The sequence below is a fragment of the Streptococcus sp. 27098_8_186 genome, from assembly GCF_041432055.1.
Taxonomy (GTDB): domain Bacteria; phylum Bacillota; class Bacilli; order Lactobacillales; family Streptococcaceae; genus Streptococcus; species Streptococcus dentalis.
On sequence record NZ_JAPVYV010000001.1, the window covers coordinates 531,893 to 555,586 of the forward strand.

Here is a 23,694-nt window from a genome sequence, read left to right on the forward strand (position 1 = left end):
ATAGTCAGCTCAAGTATATCATATAAGTGTGGGAATTTCAATCGAATTATCTGAAAATTATTTATTTTTTCTACAATTATGCGCAATTCAGAAAAATATCGATTCGATGACATGGATTTTATAGAATGAATCAAAAAAAGATTGAAGACTTTTCTCTTCAATCCTTTATCTAATTAGCGTTTGTATTGTTTCAAGAAACGAGTCATTTTTTCTTGAATTTGAGCCAACTCATCGACACGTGGAAGGTAAACGATCCGGAAGTGATCTGGATCTTTCCAGTTAAAGCCGCGGCCATGAACCAAGAGAATTTTTTCTTGCTTCAAGAACTCTAAAACAAATTGTTCATCATCATCCACGCGGTACATGTCCCGATCAATCTTAGGGAAGATATAGAGACCAGCCTTTGGCTTAACAGCTGAGAGGCCTGGAATATCATTGATGGCTTTGTAGATAAAATTGCGTTGTTCGTAGATTCGACCACCTGGAAGCAAGAGTTCATCCACGGATTGGTAACCTCCAAGAGAGGTTTGCACAACATGTTGAGACAAAACATTTGAACAAAGACGCATATTGGACAACATGTTCAAGCCTTCAATATAGCCCTTCACATGATGCTTCGGACCAGACAGAACCATCCAACCAACACGGAAACCGGCAATCCGGTGAGATTTTGACAAGCCATTCATACTTACACAGAAGAGATCAGGCGCTAAGCTTGCAATAGCCGTGTGTTTTTCACCATCCATGACCAAGCGATCGTAAATTTCATCTGCGAAGATAATCAAGTTATTTTGGCGAGCGATCTCCACAATCTCAAGCAGGATCTCATCTGGATAGAGGGCACCTGTTGGGTTATTCGGGTTGATAACAACGATAGCTTTAGTGTTTGAGGTGATTTTCGACTTGATATCCTCGATATCTGGGTACCAGTTTGCTTCTTCATCACAAAGATAGTGAACCGCATTCCCACCAGCTAGGCTGACAGCTGCTGTCCAAAGAGGATAGTCCGGCATGGGAACTAAGACCTCATCCCCATTGTCGAGCAGTCCTTGCATCGACATGACGATCAGCTCACTTACTCCATTACCAAGATAAATATCATCAATATCCACATTTGGAATTCTTTTCAACTGGCAATACTGCATAATGGCCTTGCGGGCTGAAAAGATCCCTTTTGAATCCGAATAGCCTTCACTATCACGCGCATTCATGATCAAATCATGGATGACTTCATCTGGAGCTGTAAAGCCAAATTCAGCAGGGTTCCCTGTATTCAAACGAAGAATTTTTTCTCCATTTGCTCGCATGCGCATGGCTTCTTCCAAGACTGGACCACGAATATCGTAAGCGACATGTTCGAGTTTGCTTGATTTATTATATTCCTTCATATTCTGCCTCGATTCACGAAATTATCTCTATTATACCACTAGTTGAAATAGAGTACAAACCGAGGACTTTAAAAATTCAGCAAAAATATGGCAGAAAAACGAGACTTTACCTTTACATTCTGCCCTAAAAGGGATAAAATATAAGTGTATAAGGAATAGGATTCCTTTCTATTCTATCCATGTTTTCAAGCTATAAGGAGGTAGGATTATGTCTCAAAAATACGAAAACATTATGGTCGCTGTCGACGGTTCCCATGAAGCAGAATTAGCCTTTGAAAAAGGGGTTAATGTTTCTCTTCGCAACGGCTCTAAATTGACCATTGTCCACGTCATCGATACCCGTGCCCTTCAAAGCGTCTCAACTTTTGATGCTGAGGTCTACGAAGAATTGCAAGAAGAAGCCAATGAATTGCTCAAAGGCTACCAGGAACGTGCTGAAAAAGTCGGCGTTCAAAATGTTGCGACTGTTGTGGAAATGGGAAATCCAAAGGTCCTCTTGGCTAATGATATCCCAAGTAAAGAAGGGGTTGACCTTATTATGGTCGGAGCTACCGGACTCAATGCCTTCGAACGGTTAATGGTCGGATCCTCCTCAGAATATATCCTTCGCCACGCTAAAGTAGACTTACTAGTGGTACGTGATAAGGATAAAACCATGTAAGAAAGAAAAAGTTTGGAACAAAAGTTCCAAACTTTTTTAGTTGTCTTTTTTTGCTTCTTTTTGTTTTGCATGTTTTTCGTAGGCCTTGAGCTGGCGATCGAGTTCTTTTTTGATGGCTGGTTCCGGGGCGTATTTTTCTTCCCAATCATCTGGCTTCAGAATTTTGTGGCTTACTGGATCAAAGTGCGCCTTTCCATCTGGGAAAATCTTGCCCATATTGGCCCGATGAACAATCTCAAAGACCTCTTCAGGATCAACTCCCATTAGAACAAAGCTACCATAAGTCAGATATAAGGTATCGATTAAGGCATCAACCTGCCCCACCATGGAAATTTCAGCTGGATGCTTGCTACGAACCTTATCTGCAGCCTTATCCAAAGCTTCGTGAAGGGCTGCTACCGAGCGATCGAATTCTTCCTCACTTGAGCTAGCTGCTCGGACAAATTCCACTAATTCCTCTTGCTTGAACATGGTCCGATAGAGGGCATCTTGGGGTTGCCAGACAACTGGTTTCTCCTGGGTTTTCCCATCCATCACTCCATGGAAGGTTTTGACCTTATTGAAGTGATCATCCTTAGAAATAAAGAGCTCTTTCTCTGAGAGAATACCAAAGTGCTGTAGGGCCTTTTGAATGCCATCCTTGTCATTGCTGGTCGTGGTATGCTTGGCAATCGCCTTAACACTTGTCGTCCCATTTCCCATCGCAATAGATAAGCCAACACCTGAAAGCATCTCTAAGTCATTATCAGAATCTCCAAAAGCCATCACTTCATCGATGTCAAAGCCAAATTCCTGACCAACGATGCGGATCCCTTCTAACTTGGAAATCCCTGGGTTGAGGACATCTGCTGCAAATGGGCTAGACCGCGTGAATTTCAGATGTGGAAACTCTTTTTCAATTTTTGCAGTCTCTTCTGGACTCGATAAGATCAACACTTGGTAGATTGGTTCTTGCGCTAGTGCATAGAGGGTATCCTGGTCTTGTGGGATGACCTTGCTAACCACTTTGTTAAATCCTCGACTGACTGTACGGGCCATTTTGCGGGGCACAAAACGACTAGACCAGGTTGAAATAGGACTCATCCCAAAACTCATGATCCGAGAACCAAATACCCCATCCTTGGTACCGAGAGCAATTTCCTTACGGTGTTCTCGAGCATAGTCAATTAGTTGGTGCAGACTCTTTTTATCGATTGGGCTAGTATACAGCACGCGGTCCTTGGTCAAAATATACTGACCATTATAGGTCACTGCAAAATCAAAACCATAGCGTTCCATAAACGGTTTGACAAAGGCCGGTCCCCGCCCTGTCGCAAGGCCTACATAGATCCCTTCTTCCTTTAAAGACTGAATGGCTTTTTCTGTTGATTTTAGGACTGCTCGACTATCATTAACCAAGGTTCCATCAATATCAAAAAAGACTGCTTTTATTTCCATGTCTACTGTTTCTTTCTTTTTATGATAAAATAAATTATATCACATATTCCAAGGAGCTTCACATGTTTAAGAAAATTTTAGCACTACATACCGGAGGAACCATTTCGATGGCGGCAGACGACTCTGGGGCAGTGATTACCAATGAAGTCAATCCCATGACCCAAGTCACTTCACCAATTGAAGGGATTGCAGTCACCTCGGAGGACTTCTTCAACCTTCCCAGCCCTCAAATGACCCCCCGTCACATGTTAGCCCTATATCAAAAAATCAAAGAGGAAGCTCACAACTACGACGGCATCGTTATTACCCACGGGACAGATACGCTGGAAGAAACGGCTTATTTCTTGGATACTATGGAGTTACCCGAGATCGCTGTGGTCATTACAGGAGCTATGCGAAGCTCCAACGAGCTCGGAAGCGACGGTGTCTATAATTTTCTGACAGCCCTTCGAGTGGCTGCCGATCCAAAAGCACGTGATAAAGGGGTCTTAGTCGTCATGAACGATGAAATTCATGCGGCTAAGTACGTCACCAAAACCCATACCACCAATGTCAGCACCTTCCAGACACCAACCCACGGTCCACTAGGTTTGGTCATGAAAAAGGAAATCCTCTTCTTTAAAACAGCCGAGCCAAGGGTTCGCTTTGATCTCGATACCATCGATGGTTTCGTTCCGATCATTGCTACCTACGCAGGGATGAAAACCGATCTGCTGGACATGCTGGATCTTTCAAAGCTCGATGGCCTCATTATCGAAGCCTTTGGAGCTGGAAACATCCCTAAAGAAACGGCACATAAACTCCAAGAATTCATGGATGCAGGTCTTCCAATCGCTTTAGTATCCCGTTGCTTCAATGGAATCGCTGAACCCGTCTACGCATATGAAGGAGGAGGTGTCCAACTCCATCAAGCAGGTGTCTTTTTCATCAAAGAATTAAACGCCCCCAAAGCGCGCATCAAACTCCTCATCGCCCTCAATGCCGGCCTAAAAGGACAAGAACTCAAAGACTATATCGAAGGGTAAACTAAGATACAAAGCCCGTAAAATGCCATATTAAAGGGAGTAGAGTGGAATCCAAAGAATTTCCACTCTACTCCCTTTTTATATTTTAGTCTAAATGTTCTTTCTTTTCTAAGTAAAGCGAGAGCAAATCCCAATCGGGGTGTTCGCGCCAATCTGGCGTGGCTACAATCTTGCTGGCGACTTTCCGCGCTTCTTCCAGAATGGGATAATCTTCTACCAAATCCGCCACTTGAAATTCTGGAATCCCAGATTGACGGGTTCCAAAGATTTCACCTGAACCTCGCATTTTCAAATCTTCTTCCGCCAGCACAAACCCATTGGTTGTCTCTGTCATGATTTTCATGCGCTGCTTGCCACTATCTGTCTTAGGATTGGCTACTAGAATAGCATAGGATTGCTTGTTTCCCCGACCAACCCGACCTCGAAGCTGGTGAAGCTGGCTAAGACCAAACCGATCTGCATCCATAATGACCATAACGGTCGCATTGGGCACATTGACTCCTACTTCAATAACGGTCGTAGACACCAAAACATCGACTTGGTGCTCTTTAAAGGCCTGCATGATGGCATCTTTCTCTTCACTTTTCATCTTCCCGTGAAGAAGAGAAACGCGTGCTCGCTGTCCAAAGAAGGTCTCTAGCTCTTCTTGGAGGGCAAGGGCGTTTTTCAAATCTAGCGCCTCTGACTCCTCAATCAATGGAGAAATAAAGTAAGCCTGAGAACCTTTGCCAAGTTCTTTGACTAACCAGTCGAGGACCACTTCTAACTGCTCATGCTTGACCCAACGTGTGATGATTTCCTTTCGTCCAGCGGGCATCTGGTCAATGATGGACACATCCATATCTCCAAAGGCTGTAATAGCCAAGGTCCGGGGAATAGGGGTAGCCGTCATCATCAGGACGTCTGGATTTTGTCCTTTTTCTCGAAGGATACGGCGCTGGGAAACCCCAAAACGGTGCTGTTCATCAATAATGACCAAGCCTAGATCTTGGTAGTGAACTCCCTCTTGAATCAAGGCATGTGTCCCCACAATCAGTTGAGCTGTTCCTGAGGCGATCTCTTCTAAGACTTCTCGTTTCTCAACCGCCTTTAATCCTCCTGTTAAAAGGGCAATTGGCAAATCAGGAAAAAGATTTTGCAAGCTTTCCTTGTGTTGCTCTGCCAAAATCTCCGTTGGAACCATCAAGGCTGCTTGCTTCCCAGCGCTTAAGGCTGCATACATGGCAAGACCGGCCACGACTGTCTTCCCGCTTCCCACATCCCCTTGCAAGAGGCGGTTCATATGATAAGGAGAAGCCATATCTGTCAAGATTTCATTCAAGCTGTTTTCTTGAGCTTGCGTTAGCTCAAAGGGAAGCTGTTTTTTTCGTTCTGCTAATTTTTCTGGATTCCAGGCCAAGGAAATCCCTTGGCTGGCATCGTGATTTTCTTCTTTTAGCACTTGGAGTTGCAACTGGAAAAAGAGGAGCTCTTCAAATTTTACCCGGCGAAGAGCTTGCTTGTACTCTGCCAGATCCTTAGGAAAATGCATAGCTTGTACTGCTTGGGAACGAGACATGAGTTGATAACGCTCTCGTAAGATTTGGGGTACATTCTCTTCTAAAAGCTGGTCCAAACCCTGGTCGAATGCTATTTTGATCAATTTCACCAGGCTGTTTTGGCTGACTCCTTGCGTCACTCGATAGACTGGCTGCAAATCATCTTCCACTTGAGCCAGGAGCTTCATTCCTGTCAAACTCCCTTTGGCCTTGTCCCATTTCCCAAAAATCGCCACTGTCTGCTGGACCTCGATTTTGTCTGCTAGATAGGGTTGGTTAAAAAAATTAACCGCAATCACTTGGTCTCCCTGTTTGATCGAAAAACGCAAGCGGTTTCGTTTGTAGCCATAATATTGAACATTGGCTGGTGTTGCTACCACCCCAGAGATGACGGCTTTTTCCCCATCTTCTAATTCTAAAACATTGCGCGTTTTGAAATCTTCATAACGAAAGGGGAAATACAAGAGCAGATCTTCTAAAGTTTCAATCCCTAATTTTTTAAATTTTTCCGCCGATTTTGGACCGACTCCAGGCAGTACGGATAAGGGTTGGTGTAGATTCATTTCTCCTCCTTTCTTTTATAAAAAAGCAGGTCCATCCGGGAAAATCCCACCTGCTTCTTCTTATTCTTCACCTGTATAGTCACGAGGAATCCGATCGCTCAAGAGACAGACCACTTCATAATTAATGGTCCCACGGTAATCTGCAACCTCTGTTGCTGTGATTTCTTTCTCGCCCTCTCGTCCAATCAGGGTAACCTTGGTCCCCAGAGGCAATTCTTCGGGAAGGCGAACAGTAATCTGGTCCATCGAAACGCGACCAACAATGGGACAATAGTCCCCCTTAATCAGCACATGGAAGTTTTGCATCTCTCGGATCCAACCATCCGCATAGCCAATAGGAATCGTCCCAATCCATTGGGGTTCTTCTGTCGTATAGGTTGCCCCGTAGCCAATATCTTGACCAGCTTCTAACTGTTTCACATGAACTAATTCGCTCACCAAACTCAAGGCCGGCTTGATTTCATAAGGCAAGGCTAACACAGATCCACTCGGATTCAAGCCATACATGACATCTCCCAAGCGCACAGCTGTGAAAATCGTATTCGCATGCCACAAAGAGGTAGCAGAATTACTCGCATGGACAATGGGAGGAAGGGATTCAAGAGCAGCCAATACTTCTTTGAAAAACTGGTATTGCTCTTGAAATTTTCGATCATCTGCCTCATCTGCTGTCGCAAAATGAGTAAAGATCCCTTCAATTTCAGCTCCAGCTGCTAAGAGGAGGCGTTCAGCCTCTTTGATCTCTTCGATCCTTCGGAATCCTATTCGCCCCATTCCTGAATCCACCTTGATATGGACCTTCAATTCTGAAAGATCTGCTTCTTCTCCAAGCAATTGATCCAACCAAGCAAGACTAGCCACCGTTAAGCGGATGTCATGCTCTTTGGCTAGATTCACTGTTTCACTTGGCACAACTCCCAAAATTAAAATAGGGTGTTGCAAGCCTTCTTCACGGATTTCGAGGGCTTCATCCATATTGGAAACACAAAAACCATCTACCTGAGGCGCCAATTTTTTGGTCACCGCAACGACCCCATGACCATAGGCGTTGGCCTTGACGACTGCATATTTCAAGGCTTGACTCGGAATATGCTCACTGACTTGTTGCACATTAAAGGCAATGGCATCCAAATCGACTCTTGCAACAGTTGGTCTATGTTTACTTGCTTTCATTTTCTTCCTCCAAAATGACACTGGTCGACACTAGGTCTCCCTTATGACTGATCGAAATCCAGACCTTCCCAGAAAAAGGAGATTTGGAAAAATAGGGAGCTCCGTGGGCATCATTTAAAATCTCTAAATCTTGAAAACCAACCGGTCCAATCCCTGTTCCCATTGCCTTTGAAAAGGCTTCTTTGGCGGACCATCGGCCCGTTAAATATTCCATTTTCCGTTTTCCAGACAATTCCTCAAAGCGCTCTCGCTCAGCCTCAGTTAAGACTTTTTCAGCGAATCGGGTATTCTTCTGATAGGCTTTTTCAATCGCAGCGATCGATTCGATATCGATGCCATGTCCTTTGATCATCTTGTTTTATCCTTATTTATCGTTTCAGTATCGTTTTACTGACAAAAGAGAAGGGGCTAAAGAATCACTCCTTCCGCCCCTGCCTTTTACTTATTCATCGTTGCAATTTCTTTGACCAAGGCCTGTGTTTTTTCCCAACCCAGGCAAGGGTCTGTGATGGATTGACCATAAACCACTGGTTCATTTTGACGGCCATCTTCTAGATAGGATTCAATCATGAAACCACGAACTAAAGTTGCCAAATCCTTGTTCCAAGCACGGTTCATCATGGTTTCTCTCACGATGCGTACTTGCTCTTCGAATTGTTTGCCAGAGTTGTCATGGTTGGTATCCACCAGGATGAAGGGATGTTGCAAGCCCATTTCGCTATAGCGTTTTGCTGCCGCTAGCAAATCTTCATAATGGTAGTTTGGAACATTCTTACCACTTGCATCCAAGCCCCCACGAAGGATCGCATGGGCTAAAGGATTTCCTGATGTTTCCACTGCTTGGGCATTGAACAAAAAGTTTTGGGGATGTTGGGCAGCATAAATCGCATTGAACATGACAGAAAGATTTCCAGAGGTTGGATTCTTCATGCCTATCGGAGCAGAGATCCCACTAGATACAAAGCGATGCTCCTGGTCTTCAACCGAACGCGCTCCAATGGCATGATAAGAAATCAAATCCTCAACATACACAAGACTTGCTGGATAAAGCAACTCATCCGCAGTTGTCAAACCAGTTTCTGTAATCACACGGTAGTGGAGATGTCGGACCGCTTTCAAACCATCCACAAAGCTTGGTGCTCCATGAGTATCTGGTTGGTGCATCAAGCCTTTATAGCCATCCCCATTGGTCCGAGGCTTAGCCGTATAGACCCGCATCACAATGAAAATCTGATCTTTGACTTGCTCTTGCAAGTCTGCCAAACGACGGGCATACTCCATCACAGCTTCTTCATTATCAGAAGAGCAAGGCCCGATCACAAGAAGGATCCGTTGGTCTTCTCCTTTGATAATCGCTTCCAACTCACGATCACGCGCTTCTTTGCGCTCCAAGGCTGGACCTTCCAAGCGGTAAAGCGAAGTGATCTCTTGCTCATCAATCTTATTGCTCTTCGTAATGAATACCATACGGCCTCCTTATGCTACCTAGACCCATCCTCTTTCTATTTCAGAGGAGCTCTTAAAATTTACGTCCGTGACAGTTTTTAAATTTCTTACCTGAACCACAAGGGCACAAATCGTTGCGTTTCACTTGTGACAAGTCAATATCTGCTGGAATATCTTGTTGTTGCGCTGCAATGTTGCGAGTCGCAGTTGTTGAAATACTGTGTTCCGTACGTGGACGTTCTTGTTCGTGAATTTGGGCTTTCATCATGAGACGAGTCACATCAAATTCAATCGATCCGATCATATCGTTAAACATACGGAAACTTTCTGATTGGTATTCTACCACTGGGTTATTTTGCGCATATCCACGAAGTCCAACCGCATTTCGCAATTGATCCAGAGCATCGATATGGTCCGTCCACTTGCTGTCCACCACACGAAGGATCAAGACTTTTTGGAATTCTTGCACAGACTCTTCGTCACGCAATTTCGCTACTTGGCTGGCATAGATTTCTTCTGCACGTGCATACAAGTAATCAATAACTTCCTTGTCAGATTTTCCTTCAATATCGCTTTCAGAAATCGTATCTTCCGGAACCAAATTGTATTTGGCAAAGTTCAAAATCGCTTCGATACGTTCTTCCTTGCTTGAGTGGCTGGCTCCTTCAACAATCCGTTTGATGGTCCGTTTGATCATGGCCTTGATTTCAGGCGCCAAGTCACGGTTAGCTGTGATGACATCATAGCGTTCAGCGTAGATAATTTCCCGTTGTTCCCGCATCACGTCATCGTATTGAAGGACTTGTTTACGAGTATCGTAGTTGTTTCCTTCAACCCGTTTTTGTGCACCCTCTACCTGACGGGTGAACATGTTTGAACGGATGACCGATTCTTCTTCACTCAACTTGAAGCGATCAAGCACTGCTTTGATCCGTTCAGAACCGAAACGGCGCATCAATTCATCTTCAAGAGACAAGTAGAATTGAGATTCACCTGGATCCCCTTGACGTCCTGAACGTCCACGAAGCTGGTTATCGATCCGACGGCTTTCGTGACGTTCTGTCCCGATGACACACAGTCCACCGAGTTCGCGGACACCTTCACCAAGTTTGATATCCGTACCACGTCCGGCCATGTTGGTCGCAATGGTAACAGCGCCACGTTGACCAGCGTTCATGATAATTTGCGCTTCTTTGTAGTGGTTTTTCGCATTCAAAACTTCGTGAGGAACACCTGCTTGAACCAACAATTGAGAAAGGTAATCACTGGTTTCAACGGCAACAGTACCCACGAGGACTGGTTGACCTTTTTCATGACGAGACTTCACATCTTCCACAACAGCCTTGAATTTTGATTTCAAGCTTGGGTAGAGAAGGTCTGGATGATCAATACGGGCAATCGGACGGTTGGTTGGAATTGGAATCACGCGAATGTTATAAATTTCACGGAATTCTTCTTCTTCGGTTTTCCCTGTCCCTGTCATCCCTGACAACTTCTTGTACATACGGAAGAGGTTTTGGTAAGTAATCGATGCAGATGTTTTAGTTTCTTCTTGAACTGGAACACCTTCTTTGGCTTCGATCGCTTGGTGAAGACCATCAGAATAACGACGTCCTTCCATGGTCCGTCCAGTAAATTGGTCGACGATCAAGATTTCTTGATCTTCGCTAACCACATAGTCGATATCCAAAATCATGATGTAGTTTGCACGAAGGGCATTGTCGATAAAGTGAGTCAAAGCTACGTTTTCAATATCGTACAAGTTTTCAAGATTAAAGTAGCTTTCTGCCTTGTCAATACCAGAATCAGACAAACCAATGGTTTTAGAGGGAACATCGATAATGTAATCATCCTCTGTCAAGGTTTTCACATAAGCATCAGCCATGTGATAGAGCTGACTCGTATCAGAAGCTGTCTGACCAGAAACGATCAATGGAGTACGCGCTTCGTCAATCAAGATTGAGTCTACCTCATCGACCAAGGCGTAGTTCAATGGACGTTGAACCATGTTTTCTGCACGCACAACCATGTTGTCACGCAAATAGTCAAATCCGATCTCTGAGTTGGTTGAGTAAGTGATATCACAGAGGTAAGCTTCTTTTTTCTCAGCTGGAGATTTCGCTGCAAGGTTGATCCCTACTGAAAGGCCAAGCCATGAGTAAAGTTCTCCCATCTCTGTTGCATCCCGCTCTGTCAAGTATTCATTGACGGTAACAACGTGCACGCCTTTACCAGACAATGCATTCAAGTATACAGGCATGGTAGCTGTCAGGGTTTTTCCTTCCCCTGTACGCATCTCTGGAACGTCACCATGGTGAAGAACGATCCCCCCCATAACCTGTACCTTGTATGGGAACAAACCAAGTACCCGTTTCGCCCCTTCACGGACAACCGCAAAAGCCTCATACAAGAGATCATCCAAAGACTCACCGTCTTGGTAGCGTTGTTTAAACTCAACTGTTTTAGCTTTTAATTCGTCATCTGACAAAGCTGCCATTTGGTTTTCATAAGAAAATACCTTATCAGCCATTTTTTCCAGGCGTTTGATTTCGCCTCGATCATTTTCAATAATTGTTTTTAATAAATTTGCCATTTTTTTCCTTACTTTGAATCTTTTAAAATTTAAAACGTTCTTTTTATTCTAGCATTTTTTTAATATTTTTTCAAGATCAATGCTGTATCTTACAGGACATTTTAATAATTTTTTTCGTGTTGAAGGATTCAAAAAAATGCCTGCTAAAGCAGACATCTTTTCTTTGTTCGATGTTTATTCAGACAAATGGTAAGAATAGCTTGCTACAACCACTTCTTCATGCCAACGAAGAGCGTACTTCAATTTCAAACTCATCTGGTTGTGGAGAACATTTTGCCAATGTTTTTTAGGGATGAATTGAGGAACTAAGACTGTAACGGTATTCCCCTTTTTCTTAGCTTCCTCAGCTACTTTCGCAACAAATTCAACCGTTGGCTGGATAATATCCCGGTAACTCGTCATGACATTTTCAAAGCGAATATGAGGGAAATAATGCTTAAATTCTTCTGCTACCTCAGCATCTTTGGCCTTGGTTTCTTCCGTTGAGACGTGCATGGCTACAACATCGTTTCCTAGGCTGTTTGCATAACTCATAGCTCCCACACTTACCTGAGTGACATTCCCAACAAGGACAATCACGGTATTGCCCGCATAACTTGTCTTTTCGATCTGACCTCCCAAGCGCAATTGGGCCGCAACTTTATCATAGTGATTACGGATGCTCAAGAACATCCAAAGCAAGAGACCAATGATAGGGAAGAAGGGCCAGATCTCACGCAAACGGAATAATAAGAGGATCAAGACAATCCCATAACAGATGGCTGCCCCCAGGATATTGGCAAGCGAATACTTAAGAAATCCTTTTTGATATTGGCGTTTCCAGTGGATCACCATCCCTGTTTGAGAAAGTGCAAAAGGAATGAAGACCCCAATGGTATAAAGCGGAATCAAGCTTTCTGTTTGTCCATCAAAAATCAAGAGCAAGACGATCGCACCAATCGCCAAGGTCAAAATCCCATTAGAATAGCCCAGACGATCCCCTTTTTCCATATACATGTGGGGCATGTATTTATTTTTAGCCATGTTAAAGGCCAACATTGGAAAGGCGGAGAAGCCAGTATTAGCCGCAACTGCCAAGATCAAGGCTGTTGATAATTGGAAGACATAAAAGAAGGCTTGTCCGACTGGGGAATTCCCTAAGATAGCTTGGGCCATTTGGGCTAGAGTCGTTACCCCTTTTGCCGGAACGACACCCACCCAGTAATTGAGGAAGGTAATCCCTGCAAACATGATCCCCAAAATCAAAGCCATAATGGTCAAGGTAGAGGCTGCATTCTTTGCTTTTGGTTTCTTAAAGAAAGGAACCGAATTGGAGATGGCTTCAACCCCTGTTAGGGAAGCGGATCCACTCGTAAAGGCCCGCAATAAGAGAATGATACTAACCCCTGAAATAGTTTGACCCACATGAGCAGTTGCGTTATAGGCCAAGTGACCCGTCAAGATTTGGATCACACCATAGCCGATCAAGGCAATGGTACTGACAATGAAAAGATAGACCGGAATCATCAACGATGTCGCTGATTCGCGCAATCCCCTCAGGTTCATTAGCATCAAGATCAAGACCAATAAAATGGAAATGTGAAGATTATAAGGATGAAGAGATGGAATCGCTGACGTGATGGCATCTGCACCGGAAGACACAGATACTGCTACTGTCAGCATGTAGTCGACCAAGAGACTACCACCAGCGATCAAACCCGCTTTGGGAGACAAGTTCTCCGTAGTCACCATGTAGGCCCCTCCCCCTTGAGGGTAGGCATGAATGACCTGGCGATAAGAAATCGTTAAACTAGCTAGGAGAACCAGGACCACAATCCCAATTGGAATGGACCACCAAATGGCTCCCGCTGAAACGGTCATCAAGACCAGGATAACTTGCTCTGGACCGTAGGCGATAGAAGAAAGCGCGTCACTAGAGAGCATGGCCAAGGCCTGCATTTTCCCAAGCAACCCGCCTTCACCTTCTGCACCAGATTTCAACGGACGGCCAATAAACCATTTTTTCAATGTTGAAAACATAAAAAACTCCTTGAAAAAAGTTCATGAGGCCGGGAATTCCCTGCCTCTTTTCATAAAACAGGGGTTATTCTACTCTTTTTTTTCAAGACTGTCAACCAAAATTATGAAATTTTCATAAAGTTTTCATTGTGTTCATTCAACCTCTCTTAGATAAGTCAGCTTCTTTTCAAATTTATCCAAGCAAAAAACGAGGCTGAGACAAAAATCCTAGCCTCTCAATTATTTTTGGATTGTCGAGCAAGACACAGTGGTTGAGTGGGCTCTACTACGCTGTTTTCATCAGCTTTTACAGTCCTACTCAACTGTGCGGAGGTGGGACGACGAAATCGAATTCTAACGAATTACCGATTTCTGTCCCACTCTCACTTTTTTATTTTGCTTGATTTTCGACATAAAAGGCAATGACATCCGAAGTGTACTGGGCTGTGCCAGCTCCAAACTTGTCGATGTTTTCCTTGAATTCTGGATTATAGACATAGCCTTTGCCGATATGACCAAAAACTTCGATAGAGCAGTCAAATCCATACGTTCGAATCGCGTCTAAAAGTTTGGCTGCTTCTTCTTGGTTTTCCGATGCTGTTACTGGCAAACCTGCTTGGAGGTTTTTCGCCAAGGCTTGAAAGACTTGATTAAAGGCTCTTGTCGCCTCCTCTTCTCGACCTTTTTGACGTTCAAGCGCTTGATCCATGACTTCTTGACCGTACTTATCTACCGCCTCTTGCTGGTATTTTTGAGTATCTTGGTAGCTAAATCCAGTAAATTTTTCCTCAATAGTCATTTTTCTTTCTCCTTTTTGTTCTTGAATGGTTTTTTGCAAGGTAGAAATCAAGGTATCCAGACGTTGTCTTTCTTGAGTCAAATAGTCCAACTGTTTGGTCAAATGGGGCAATAAGTTAGATTTTTCTTCGGCTAAGAGTTCTGCTATTTGGTCTAAGGAAAATCCTAGATACTTGTAGTAGAGAATCACCTGTAATCGTTCTAAATCTTCTTGACTGTATACCCGATAGCCTTTTTCAGATTTGCCAGGAACGAGAAGTCCTATCTTGTCATAGTGGTGCAAGGTCTTGACAGAGACACCTGACAGCTCTGCAGCTTCTTTGATATGGTACATGATTTCCTCCTTACAAGGATAGTATAATCCCTCCCCTTAGGTCAGAGTCAAGGCTAAACATAAAAATAGTTTTCAGATAAAAAAGGCTTGAGTTGTTTCACAGCTTTTAACTCAAACCCTTTCTTTTTTATGGATGACTCACGATCAATTCTAAACCTTGCCCTTCCAAAGTCCAAGATTCAACATCGCTCGGTAAGATAAAGTGGCTTCCTTTTTGAATAGGATAATCCTTTCCATCTACCGTCAATTTTCCTTCTCCGGCTAAGACGCTCAATAAGCTGTAATCAGCAGTCTTTTCAAAATCAGCTTTTCCAGTCAGTTCCCACTTATAAACGGTGAAGAAATCACTTGCAACCAAGGTGGTCATACGAAGATCATCGATCACAACTGTATCTGGATGGCTATTGGCAGGCTCACCGATGTTTAACACATCAATTGATTTTTCCAAGTGAAGTTCCCGCAAGTTTCCTTGAGCATCCTTACGGTCAAAATCATAAACCCGGTAGGTGGTATCACTCGACTGTTGGGTTTCAAGAATCAAAATTCCAGAACCAATGGCGTGCATGGTCCCACTTGGCACATAGAAGAAATCTCCAGCCTTGACAGGAACCTTTGTTAACAAGGCATCCCAGTTTTTATCTTCGATTTGCTGGCGGAGTTCTTCTTTTGACTTGGCATTGTGTCCATAGATAATCTCAGATCCTTCATCAGCCGCAATCACATACCAACACTCAGTTTTTCCAAGTTCTCCTTCATGTTCCATTGCATAGGTATCATCTGGGTGCACCTGTACACTGAGCCAATAGTTGGCATCCAAAATCTTTGTTAATAAAGGAAAGACAGGTTCTTTACGATTCCCGAATAATTCCGGATGCTCTTGATAGAGCTGGTCCAATCCCATTCCTTCGTATGGACCATTGGCTACTTTAGAAACTCCATGTGGATGGGCTGAAATCGCCCAAAATTCACCGACATGGTCGCTCGGAATTTCGTAACCAAATTCTTCTTTCAGACGAGTTCCTCCCCAAATTTTTTCCTGCATGACTGAATGTAAAAATAATGGTTGTCCCATAATATCCTCCTCGCATTTCATGTTTCTATTATACAAAAAAAAGAAAGTTTTTGAAAGCCCTTTCTATTATTTTCCTCTCTCGCCAGAAACTTCATTTTTGTGTATAATGAAAGGGATGACACTAAAAAAAAATATTATCCAACTGGCGCATTCTATTGGGATTTCAAAAATTGGATTTACAACTGCTGATGACTTCGATTATTTGGAAAAATCGCTCCGCTTGGCCGTTGAGGAAGGACGGAATTCTGGATTCGAGCATAAGAATATTGAAGAGCGCATCCACCCCAAATTAAGTCTCTCCTCCGCAAAGACCATCATCTCAATCGCTGTCGCCTACCCCCATAAACTCAAGCAACAACCTCAAAAAACAGCCTATAAAAGAGGAAAATTTACGCCCAACAGTTGGGGATTAGACTACCATTATGTTCTTCAAGACAAGCTCAACCGCTTAGCAGCTGGGATTGAAGAAATGACGCAAGATTTTGAATACAAGGGCATGGTCGATACTGGAGCACTGGTTGATACGGCTGTCGCCCAACGAGCAGGGATTGGCTTTATCGGAAAAAATGGCTTGGTCATTTCAAAAGAATACGGTTCTTACATGTTTCTGGGGGAATTGATTACCAACCTCGAAATCGAACCAGATCAGCCAGTCGACTATGGTTGTGGAGACTGTCGACGTTGTTTGGATGCTTGTCCAACCTCCTGTTTAATCGGGGATGGCTCTATGAATGCCAGACGCTGTCTGTCCTTCCAAACCCAAGACAAGGGCATGATGGACCTAGAATTTCGCAAGAAAATTAAAACGGTCATCTATGGATGTGATATCTGTCAGATTAGTTGTCCTTATAACAAAGGGCTAGATAATCCCTTGGCAACAGAAATCGATCCTGATCTGGCTCATCCAGAGTTGATTCCTTTTATCGAGCTGTCCAACGGACAATTTAAGGAAAAATTCGGACATATTGCTGGAAGTTGGCGAGGCAAGAACATCCTCCAGCGCAATGCCATCATTGCATTAGCCAATGCCAATGACCGCTCGGCCATCCCTAAGCTCCTGAACATCATCGAAACTTCACAAAATCAGATTCATATTGCAACGGCTATCTGGTCTTTAGGGCAACTGCTTCGTGAAGTCACGCCGGACCTTGTTGAGCTCTTACGGAATATCAAACATCCGACGGACGCTATCATAGAAGAACGAACTGCTTTCTTTGAAAAATTCGGTGTTCGAGCTGATCCACAACTACAATGAAAAAACACTAAGGTTGTAACCTTAGTGTGAGGGCGTATACAAATTGCTATTTTATACAAATCTATTAACTTCTGTAAAAATAAAAAAATTATTCGTTAGAATTATTCAATCATCAACTGAAACTTTCCGACGTGAGAAAAGCTCTTGAAACTATTCAGTTTCAAGAGCTCGGGAGTTTTGAGAGTAAAACAGTTCGGGGAACTGTTTTAGCCAGAGTCCAAAAATTGAAAAGCGAAGGGGCTCAAAACTAAGTCATGGAACTTCTTCGAAGTTCGCTGTCGTCCGTACTCACCTAAGGAAAGTTTCTAAAATGACTTTGTCATCAAGCTGACACTAAGGTTGTATCCTTAGTGTTTTTTTAGTTCCTTCAAGAAATACCAACTACCCATCTCTACTTGATTAAAGCTAATCTCACTTGAATAGACTTCCTTGTAACCATTTTTCGTGTAAAAATAGACATTTCCTTTGGTATTGGTATAAAAGGCTAGTTATTCCCCTTTGATCTCTTCCAAGAAAGGCTCAATTCCTTCTGTCATAAAGCGACTGCCATAGCCCTGCCGTTGGTGTTTAGGGGCGACTGCGAGAAGCATCAAATACCAATCAAAGTCTACATTTTGCTCCAATTCCTTATCCGTGTCCTCCATAAATTTAAAGTAGGCCAACATATTTTTCAAGGAAATAAACTTGAGCAAACCAAATCCCCCATTTAATAGATAGGCCCGAAAAGGAATCGGTCCCTTTTGCAACAAGGCTACCGCATAAATTTCATCGTTTTTTTCTGCCACAAGGCAAATATGGTGCTTAAGAAAAACCTTCACCAAGATGCGCATCATTGCCTCAACAAAGGCTGGGTATTGCTTGGGATCCCGAACCAAATCCTTGATAACTTTTAAAAATAGATAGTCCTCAAAGGCTGTACTGGCTACTCGAACCACCTGATCCAGATCTGCTTTTTCTGCTTTTCTGTACTTCATCTTCTCTCCTATTCTAAGTCCACTTTCCAGTATACACTATCCCTCGCTCTTAGACAAAGGTCAATTTTCAGCAATTTGTTCATTCAAACCAGCAAAAAGAGTCCTCCCCAAACGAGTCCCAGCCCCCAAGCGACGAGAACATCCTTGGGATAATGAACCCCTCCAATAACTCGGACAAGGGCTAATAGAAGAGATAGGAGCATGGAGCACATTCCTAGAGAAAGCGACAACTGACAGACACACATGGAGATAATGGTCGCCGAAAATACATGTCGGCTAGGAAAGGAATGACCAGATGAATTTTTTTCTAATAACGGTTGAATCTCCCATTTTTCATAAGGTCTTGGAACATTGACCCAATGACGAAAGAGACTAAACAAGACAAAACCCGAAGCAGGGATCCAGATAAAAGGCCAGATTTCTCCCATTGAAGTTTTCTTTAAAAACAGCCAACAAAAGACCAGGCCGTAGATGCCTGGCATGGCGAACGTCAGGATTCGATTCATCCTTTGAAGAACCTGCACACGACGTGGCTTTCTCGTAAAAGGCAGGGTTAGCCAACGATAAAATTTCAGATAATCTTGAAGATTGGGCTTCATGTTGGCACTCCTGTCTATCATCTCGTTTTTGTACTACTAGTATACGCGATCCTAAGAAAGCCTGTCAAGCCAGGCTTCTTTTTTATCCTCTCTTTCTTCTTTTTAACATTAGAAGCGATCTATTTTTGACGCTTTGTCATTTTTCTGTACCTAAGAATCGTCTTTCCCATCCCTTCTTCCAGCATAAAAAATAGGATAGAAGCACATAGAATTGCCTTCTATCCTATTTTTTTACTTTACATTTCACAAGCCTTGTATCTTGATTTCATGCTACTTCTTCTGTGAATTGGCTATTATAGAGATCAGCATAGAAGCCATTTTGGCTCATGAGTTCTTGGTGGTTGCCTTGCTCGATAATATTTCCATCTTTCATCACGAGAATCAGATCCGCATTACGGATAGTGGACAAGCGATGGGCAATGACAAAGGAAGTTCGGCCTTCCATGAGTTTGTCCATGGCTTTTTGAATCAACTCTTCTGTACGGGTATCGACAGATGAGGTTGCTTCATCCAAGATGAGGAGCGGAGCATCCTTCAAGAGGGCACGCGCAATGGTCAAGAGTTGCTTTTGACCAACGGACAAGGTCACTGAATCATCTAATACAGTATCATAGCCATTCGGCAAGGTCCGAATAAAGTGATGGACCCCAACAGCTCGGGTTGCCGCTTCGACCGCTTCATCTGAAATATCAGTTTGATTGAAGACCAGGTTTTCTCGAATAGTGCCTTCAAAGAGCCAGGTATCTTGCAAGACCATCGAAAAGGCATCATGAACTTCTTCACGGCTCATGGCCTTGGTATCCACTCCATCGATAGCAATTTTACCAGCTTGAATATCGTAAAAACGCATCAAGAGATTGACCATGGTCGTCTTACCAGCACCTGTCGGACCAACAATAGCCACTTTTTGCCCAGGCTTCGCTTCAGCTGTAAAGTCATGGATAATGGTCTTATCTGGTGAATAGCCAAAGCGCACATGTTCAAAGGTGACATGACCTTTTGGTGTTTCCAATTGACGAGTTTTTTGGGATTCGTCTTCCATTTCTTCTTCATCCAAGAATTCAAAGACACGCCCCATAGCAGCACTGGCTGATTGCAATTGGGTAATTCCTTGGGCCATTTGACCAATTGGTTGGGTAAAGATGCGGACATAGGTCATAAAGGCCACAATGGTTCCGATGGTAATATCCCCATTAATGGTGAGGACAGCCCCAACGATACAGACCATGACATAGCCGAAATTCCCTACAAACTGCATCAAGGGCATCATGATCCCAGAGAAGAATTGGGATTTCCACATGCTATGGTACAAATCTTGGTTGATGGTATCAAAATGATCTTTGGCCTGATGACGGCCATTATAGGAAATGACAACATTGTGGCCACTATAGATTTCTTCAACATAGCCTGAAACTTTGGCAAGATTATCTTGTTGCTGTTTAAACAAAGGCTGACTCTTAACCATAATGATGCTGGAAAGAGCAAAGCCGGCAAAGACGGATACAATCGCTGTGACAGCCAAGTGCCAGTCCGTCTTAAACATCATAAAGATGGAGCCAATTAATAAGACGATAGAGGAGACCATTTGAACCAAACTTTGGTTAAAGGATTGGGTCATCAAATCCACGTCATTGGTCACACGAGACAAGGTATCTCCTTGTTCATGACTATCAAAATATTGGAGAGGTACACGATTGATCTTTTCAGCGATGGCATTGCGCAAGCGTTCTGCGAAGCGCTGAATCATGGTTGAGATAATGAAACTACTGCTGTAGGACACCAGTGCTCCAACTCCATAAAGAATGGCTAAGGTCAGGGCAATCGAAGTGATCTTGTCAATATCAATGGCGCCTCCCATCCCTTTTGTGATGGTATCCGTGATTTCTTTTAACTTATCCGGTCCAATAACCGTGATAATACTCGATACGATTGAAAAGAGGATAGCAACTAGGAAAAATAGGTGGAAGCCCTTCAAATAGGGAGAAAGTTGTCTCCAAAGGGACGAATCTTGTTTTGTTTTATGCATGTTCCAACTCCTCCTTAGACAATTGTGAATAGGCAATTTCTTGATAGACTTCATTGGTCGCAAGCAATTCTTTGTGGGTGCCTTGACCGACGACCTTCCCTTGATCCAAGACCAAAATCAAATCCGCATCCATAATGGTCGAAATCCGTTGGGCAACGATCAATTTGGTCGTATCTGCCAGCTCTTCTTTCAGGGCTTGGCGCAAGATACGATCCGTTTTATAATCCAGGGCTGAGAAAGAATCATCAAAGATGAGGATCTCGGGCTTGCGTGCCAGGGCACGCGCAATGGCCAAGCGTTGCCGTTGACCGCCAGAGAAGTTGCTTCCTCCTTGCGCTACTTCTGTATCCAAGCCTTTTTCTTTTGCGGAAACAAATTCTTTGGCTTGAGCCAATTCAAGAGCTTTCCAGATGGCTTCATCCTCTAATTTTCCTTGACTACTTTCTCCAAATTCCATATTGGAGCGAATCGTGCCACTAAAGAGCACTGCTTTTTGGGGAATGTAGCCGACTTTATTGTTCAATTCTTGGTGGCTATAGTCCTTGACATTGATGCCATCCACTAAGATCTTTCCTTCTGTCGCATCGTAAAAACGTGGAATTAAATTGACCAAAGTGGATTTACCAGAACCAGTTGATCCGATGAAGGCAACAGTTTGTCCTTTCTGAGCTGAGAAGGTCACGTGTTCAATCACCGCACGAGAAGTCCGTCCATAGCGGAAGGAAACATCTTGAAATTCAACGGTACCCTCTTGGCCTGTTGTTTCTTTTGACTCACTTGGGAAGGCTACAGACGGCTCTAAAGCTAAGACCTGGTTGATTCGTTTGGCAGATACCAAGGCACGAGGAAGAATAATCAAGATGGCCACCATCATCATAAAGCCAACGACAACCTGCATAGCGTAAGAAGAGAAGGTGATCATATCTGAGAAGACCTTGGTCCGATCCGCTAATGCAGGACTGGTGAGGATCTTTGTAGGATCTTTTGGCATGGCGATATCATTGATCAAGTGCGCCCCAATCCAGTAGATAGCAAGGGTCAACCCACTTGATACCACTGTCATAACCGGGTTCATTAAAGACATCAAACGATAAACAAAGAGATTTAGACGGGTTAGGCCCTTGTTTTCAGCCTGGAATTTTTCATTTTGATAAGCTTCTGCATTGTAAGCACGAACCACTCGCACCCCAGTCAAACTCTCCCGTGTCGTCGCATTCAAGGCATCGGTCAAACCTTGAACCTTTTGCTGGCGAGGAAAGGCAATAAGAACCAAAACAGAAAGAAGAATCAAGACCATCAAGACTGCAATCCCAACAGAAGTTGTCCAGGCACTGCTCTTCCCCCAAATCTTGGTCAAAGCCCAAATCGCCATAATGGGACCACGCGTCACAACTTGCATCCCCATCACAATCATGATTTGAAATTGAGTCAAATCGTTGGTCGTCCGGGTCAAGAGAGAAGGAACGGAGAATTTCTTGATCTCGGCATCAGAGTAATCCATCACTTGATGGAAAATCTCTCCTCGAAGTCGCGTCGTAAAGCTGGCAGCGACTCTTGAAGCCAAAAAGCCCACAAAAACTGCCATCAAAAAGCTTCCAAAGGAGAAAAGAAACATCTTGCTTCCCGGATCCATAATATCAGAAGCCTTGGTCCCATCCTTAGCTAAGAGGGTCGTGATATCAGATAAGTATTCAGGAGTCTTTAAATCCATCCAAACAGCCAGACAGATAAAGACCGTACTAAGAGCAATCATGCCCCATTCTTTGGCGGTTAACCGCCGAAACATATTGATCATTCCACGCTCCTTTTTTTCATATTCTCATAAAATTGATGCATAACCTTGAAAAAGATGGCCAGTTCTTCTTCTGATACACCAGCCATCATCTTCTGGTCCACTTCCTCAAAGAATTGTTTCATGCCATTCAACTTGTTTTTTACACCGTCTGTTAGGTAGACATACTTGGCCCGTTTATCGGTCGGACTAGCCTCTAAATAAATAAAGCCATTTTTCTCCATCCGCTTGATCAGGTTACTGGTCACGGATTTTGAGATATGAAGTTCCTGCTCAACATCCCGAATCAAGGTCACTTTTCCCTCTTTTTCACGATGAGATAAGAAGCTCAATACCTGACCTTGTGGTCCTGCGCTAAATTCAAAACCACGCTTTTTGGCCTCTCTTTCTACCATGAGGTGAATGAGATGGCCGATTTTTTTAAATTCTTGTAACGGTTTGTCCATCATTCCTCCAAATAGTTCTCATAAGAACTTTAAAGTTACTATGAGAACTATTTTAGCACAAAAAAGATCCCTGTCAAGAAAAAAGTTTCCATAAGAACTAAAAAATGGAGCCGAATCGACTCCATCCTTCATCTTTAGATAATAATGCCTTCTAGATGATCCATTTCATGCTGACAGATCTGGGCTGGAAAACCTGACAAACGAATCGTTTTTGCTTTCCAATTCACATCTCGATAGGCCACTGAAATCTCCTCATAACGAGTGGTTGGCCGACTCCCTACCAAGGATAAGCATCCTTCCTCTGTTTGGTAAGGCTTTTTCTTTTCAAGGAGAACCGGATTAAACAGGACCAGATTTTCACTTCCCATTCGGATGATAATCGCCCGTTTTTTCACCCCGATCATATTAGCCGCTAAACCCACACACTCAAGGAGATGAGCATTTAAGGTGTCCTGCAAATCCAAAGCCAAGGTGCGATCCTCAGGTGTTGCTTCTTCTGACTTTTGACCCAAAAATAAGACATCTTTTACAATATTCTTTTTCATTCCTTCCTCACTTCTTGATAGATAGATGAAA

The 23,694-nt window shown here is 43.4% G+C and carries 19 protein-coding genes; 3 read left to right on the top strand and 16 right to left on the bottom strand.

Features of this window, described 5'->3' with window-relative positions; translation table 11 throughout:
- Nucleotides 1-173 precede the first annotated feature (173 nt).
- Nucleotides 174-1,388: a pyridoxal phosphate-dependent aminotransferase gene (locus tag O3602_RS02605; protein WP_049506033.1), complete on the bottom strand. Its 1,215-nt coding sequence runs from the start codon at nucleotides 1,386-1,388 to the stop codon at nucleotides 174-176.
- A gap of 208 nt (nucleotides 1,389-1,596) precedes the next feature.
- On the opposite strand from O3602_RS02605, the gene O3602_RS02610 reads away from it, so the two are divergent.
- Nucleotides 1,597-2,049 (top strand): universal stress protein, encoded by a 453-nt coding sequence (locus tag O3602_RS02610; RefSeq protein WP_003013310.1) that lies wholly within the window; start codon nucleotides 1,597-1,599, stop codon nucleotides 2,047-2,049.
- 36 nt (nucleotides 2,050-2,085) lie between these two features.
- Here the strand turns inward: O3602_RS02610 and O3602_RS02615 are convergent, their stop codons facing one another.
- Nucleotides 2,086-3,486 (bottom strand): Cof-type HAD-IIB family hydrolase, encoded by a 1,401-nt coding sequence (locus tag O3602_RS02615; protein WP_371611086.1) that lies wholly within the window; start codon nucleotides 3,484-3,486, stop codon nucleotides 2,086-2,088.
- Between the two features lie 62 nt (nucleotides 3,487-3,548).
- On the opposite strand from O3602_RS02615, the gene O3602_RS02620 reads away from it, so the two are divergent.
- Nucleotides 3,549-4,511, top strand: coding sequence for an asparaginase (locus tag O3602_RS02620; protein WP_003013345.1), 963 nt, complete (start codon nucleotides 3,549-3,551; stop codon nucleotides 4,509-4,511).
- Nucleotides 4,512-4,596: 85 nt separating this feature from the next.
- On the opposite strand, the gene recG is transcribed toward O3602_RS02620, so the two are convergent.
- The 8 genes from recG to manA form a co-directional block, all read right to left on the bottom strand.
- Nucleotides 4,597-6,612: an ATP-dependent DNA helicase RecG gene (recG, locus tag O3602_RS02625; protein ID WP_371611087.1), complete on the bottom strand. Its 2,016-nt coding sequence runs from the start codon at nucleotides 6,610-6,612 to the stop codon at nucleotides 4,597-4,599.
- 60 nt (nucleotides 6,613-6,672) lie between these two features.
- Nucleotides 6,673-7,785 (bottom strand): alanine racemase, encoded by a 1,113-nt coding sequence (gene alr / locus O3602_RS02630; RefSeq protein WP_371611088.1) that lies wholly within the window; start codon nucleotides 7,783-7,785, stop codon nucleotides 6,673-6,675.
- The gene (gene acpS / locus O3602_RS02635; RefSeq protein ID WP_003005615.1) at nucleotides 7,772-8,137 is read right to left on the bottom strand and encodes a holo-ACP synthase; all 366 of its coding nucleotides are present in this window, start codon (nucleotides 8,135-8,137) and stop codon (nucleotides 7,772-7,774) included. The genes alr and acpS overlap by 14 nt, the downstream gene beginning before the upstream one ends.
- An 86-nt stretch (nucleotides 8,138-8,223) precedes the next feature.
- Nucleotides 8,224-9,252: a 3-deoxy-7-phosphoheptulonate synthase gene (locus O3602_RS02640; RefSeq protein ID WP_003013268.1), complete on the bottom strand. Its 1,029-nt coding sequence runs from the start codon at nucleotides 9,250-9,252 to the stop codon at nucleotides 8,224-8,226.
- Between the two features lie 52 nt (nucleotides 9,253-9,304).
- Nucleotides 9,305-11,824: a preprotein translocase subunit SecA gene (secA, locus tag O3602_RS02645; protein WP_003013159.1), complete on the bottom strand. Its 2,520-nt coding sequence runs from the start codon at nucleotides 11,822-11,824 to the stop codon at nucleotides 9,305-9,307.
- A 174-nt stretch (nucleotides 11,825-11,998) separates the two neighbouring features.
- Entirely contained in the window at nucleotides 11,999-13,843 is a 1,845-nt protein-coding gene (locus O3602_RS02650) for an APC family permease (RefSeq protein WP_003013326.1), read from the bottom strand.
- A 370-nt stretch (nucleotides 13,844-14,213) separates the two neighbouring features.
- Nucleotides 14,214-14,954 carry a MerR family transcriptional regulator gene (locus O3602_RS02655; RefSeq protein ID WP_371611089.1) on the bottom strand — a complete coding sequence of 247 codons (741 nt, stop codon included), beginning with the start codon at nucleotides 14,952-14,954 and terminating at the stop codon, nucleotides 14,214-14,216.
- A 127-nt stretch (nucleotides 14,955-15,081) separates the two neighbouring features.
- A complete protein-coding gene (gene manA, locus O3602_RS02660; protein WP_003013123.1) occupies nucleotides 15,082-16,026 on the bottom strand; it encodes a mannose-6-phosphate isomerase, class I in 945 nt (314 codons plus the stop codon).
- A gap of 115 nt (nucleotides 16,027-16,141) precedes the next feature.
- Between manA and queG the strand changes: the two genes are divergently transcribed.
- Nucleotides 16,142-17,281 carry a tRNA epoxyqueuosine(34) reductase QueG gene (gene queG / locus O3602_RS02665; protein WP_371611090.1) on the top strand — a complete coding sequence of 380 codons (1,140 nt, stop codon included), beginning with the start codon at nucleotides 16,142-16,144 and terminating at the stop codon, nucleotides 17,279-17,281.
- Between the two features lie 488 nt (nucleotides 17,282-17,769).
- Here the strand turns inward: queG and O3602_RS02670 are convergent, their stop codons facing one another.
- The 6 genes from O3602_RS02670 to O3602_RS02695 all read right to left on the bottom strand — a co-directional run bounded on the left by O3602_RS02670 (nucleotide 17,770) and on the right by O3602_RS02695 (nucleotide 23,663).
- Nucleotides 17,770-18,255: a GNAT family N-acetyltransferase gene (locus O3602_RS02670; protein WP_371611091.1), complete on the bottom strand. Its 486-nt coding sequence runs from the start codon at nucleotides 18,253-18,255 to the stop codon at nucleotides 17,770-17,772.
- An 83-nt stretch (nucleotides 18,256-18,338) separates the two neighbouring features.
- Nucleotides 18,339-18,854 carry a phosphatase PAP2 family protein gene (locus O3602_RS02675; protein ID WP_024054809.1) on the bottom strand — a complete coding sequence of 172 codons (516 nt, stop codon included), beginning with the start codon at nucleotides 18,852-18,854 and terminating at the stop codon, nucleotides 18,339-18,341.
- Between the two features lie 265 nt (nucleotides 18,855-19,119).
- Nucleotides 19,120-20,880 (bottom strand): ABC transporter ATP-binding protein, encoded by a 1,761-nt coding sequence (locus O3602_RS02680; RefSeq protein WP_371611092.1) that lies wholly within the window; start codon nucleotides 20,878-20,880, stop codon nucleotides 19,120-19,122.
- Nucleotides 20,873-22,675: an ABC transporter ATP-binding protein gene (locus O3602_RS02685; RefSeq protein ID WP_371611093.1), complete on the bottom strand. Its 1,803-nt coding sequence runs from the start codon at nucleotides 22,673-22,675 to the stop codon at nucleotides 20,873-20,875. Before O3602_RS02685 ends, O3602_RS02680 begins: the two co-directional genes overlap by 8 nt.
- Nucleotides 22,672-23,118, bottom strand: a complete 447-nt coding sequence (locus tag O3602_RS02690; protein ID WP_371611094.1) for a MarR family winged helix-turn-helix transcriptional regulator — start codon at nucleotides 23,116-23,118, stop codon at nucleotides 22,672-22,674. Before O3602_RS02690 ends, O3602_RS02685 begins: the two co-directional genes overlap by 4 nt.
- A gap of 134 nt (nucleotides 23,119-23,252) precedes the next feature.
- A complete protein-coding gene (locus O3602_RS02695; protein ID WP_045759814.1) occupies nucleotides 23,253-23,663 on the bottom strand; it encodes a peptide deformylase in 411 nt (136 codons plus the stop codon).
- Nucleotides 23,664-23,694: the final 31 nt, after the last annotated feature.

Excerpts from the sequence above, each read along its gene's own strand:
- O3602_RS02605 (WP_049506033.1), bottom strand. The coding sequence starts at position 1,388 with ATGAAGGAATATAATAAATCAAGCAAACTCGAACATGTCGCTTACGAT.
- O3602_RS02610 (WP_003013310.1), top strand. The coding sequence starts at position 1,597 with ATGTCTCAAAAATACGAAAACATTATGGTCGCTGTCGACGGTTCCCAT.
- O3602_RS02615 (WP_371611086.1), bottom strand. The coding sequence starts at position 3,486 with ATGGAAATAAAAGCAGTCTTTTTTGATATTGATGGAACCTTGGTTAAT.
- O3602_RS02620 (WP_003013345.1), top strand. The coding sequence starts at position 3,549 with ATGTTTAAGAAAATTTTAGCACTACATACCGGAGGAACCATTTCGATG.
- recG (WP_371611087.1), bottom strand. The coding sequence starts at position 6,612 with ATGAATCTACACCAACCCTTATCCGTACTGCCTGGAGTCGGTCCAAAA.
- alr (WP_371611088.1), bottom strand. The coding sequence starts at position 7,785 with ATGAAAGCAAGTAAACATAGACCAACTGTTGCAAGAGTCGATTTGGAT.
- acpS (WP_003005615.1), bottom strand. The coding sequence starts at position 8,137 with ATGATCAAAGGACATGGCATCGATATCGAATCGATCGCTGCGATTGAA.
- O3602_RS02640 (WP_003013268.1), bottom strand. The coding sequence starts at position 9,252 with ATGGTATTCATTACGAAGAGCAATAAGATTGATGAGCAAGAGATCACT.
- secA (WP_003013159.1), bottom strand. The coding sequence starts at position 11,824 with ATGGCAAATTTATTAAAAACAATTATTGAAAATGATCGAGGCGAAATC.
- O3602_RS02650 (WP_003013326.1), bottom strand. The coding sequence starts at position 13,843 with ATGTTTTCAACATTGAAAAAATGGTTTATTGGCCGTCCGTTGAAATCT.
- O3602_RS02655 (WP_371611089.1), bottom strand. The coding sequence starts at position 14,954 with ATGTACCATATCAAAGAAGCTGCAGAGCTGTCAGGTGTCTCTGTCAAG.
- manA (WP_003013123.1), bottom strand. The coding sequence starts at position 16,026 with ATGGGACAACCATTATTTTTACATTCAGTCATGCAGGAAAAAATTTGG.
- queG (WP_371611090.1), top strand. The coding sequence starts at position 16,142 with ATGACACTAAAAAAAAATATTATCCAACTGGCGCATTCTATTGGGATT.
- O3602_RS02670 (WP_371611091.1), bottom strand. The coding sequence starts at position 18,255 with ATGAAGTACAGAAAAGCAGAAAAAGCAGATCTGGATCAGGTGGTTCGA.
- O3602_RS02675 (WP_024054809.1), bottom strand. The coding sequence starts at position 18,854 with ATGAAGCCCAATCTTCAAGATTATCTGAAATTTTATCGTTGGCTAACC.
- O3602_RS02680 (WP_371611092.1), bottom strand. The coding sequence starts at position 20,880 with ATGCATAAAACAAAACAAGATTCGTCCCTTTGGAGACAACTTTCTCCC.
- O3602_RS02685 (WP_371611093.1), bottom strand. The coding sequence starts at position 22,675 with ATGATCAATATGTTTCGGCGGTTAACCGCCAAAGAATGGGGCATGATT.
- O3602_RS02690 (WP_371611094.1), bottom strand. The coding sequence starts at position 23,118 with ATGGACAAACCGTTACAAGAATTTAAAAAAATCGGCCATCTCATTCAC.
- O3602_RS02695 (WP_045759814.1), bottom strand. The coding sequence starts at position 23,663 with ATGAAAAAGAATATTGTAAAAGATGTCTTATTTTTGGGTCAAAAGTCA.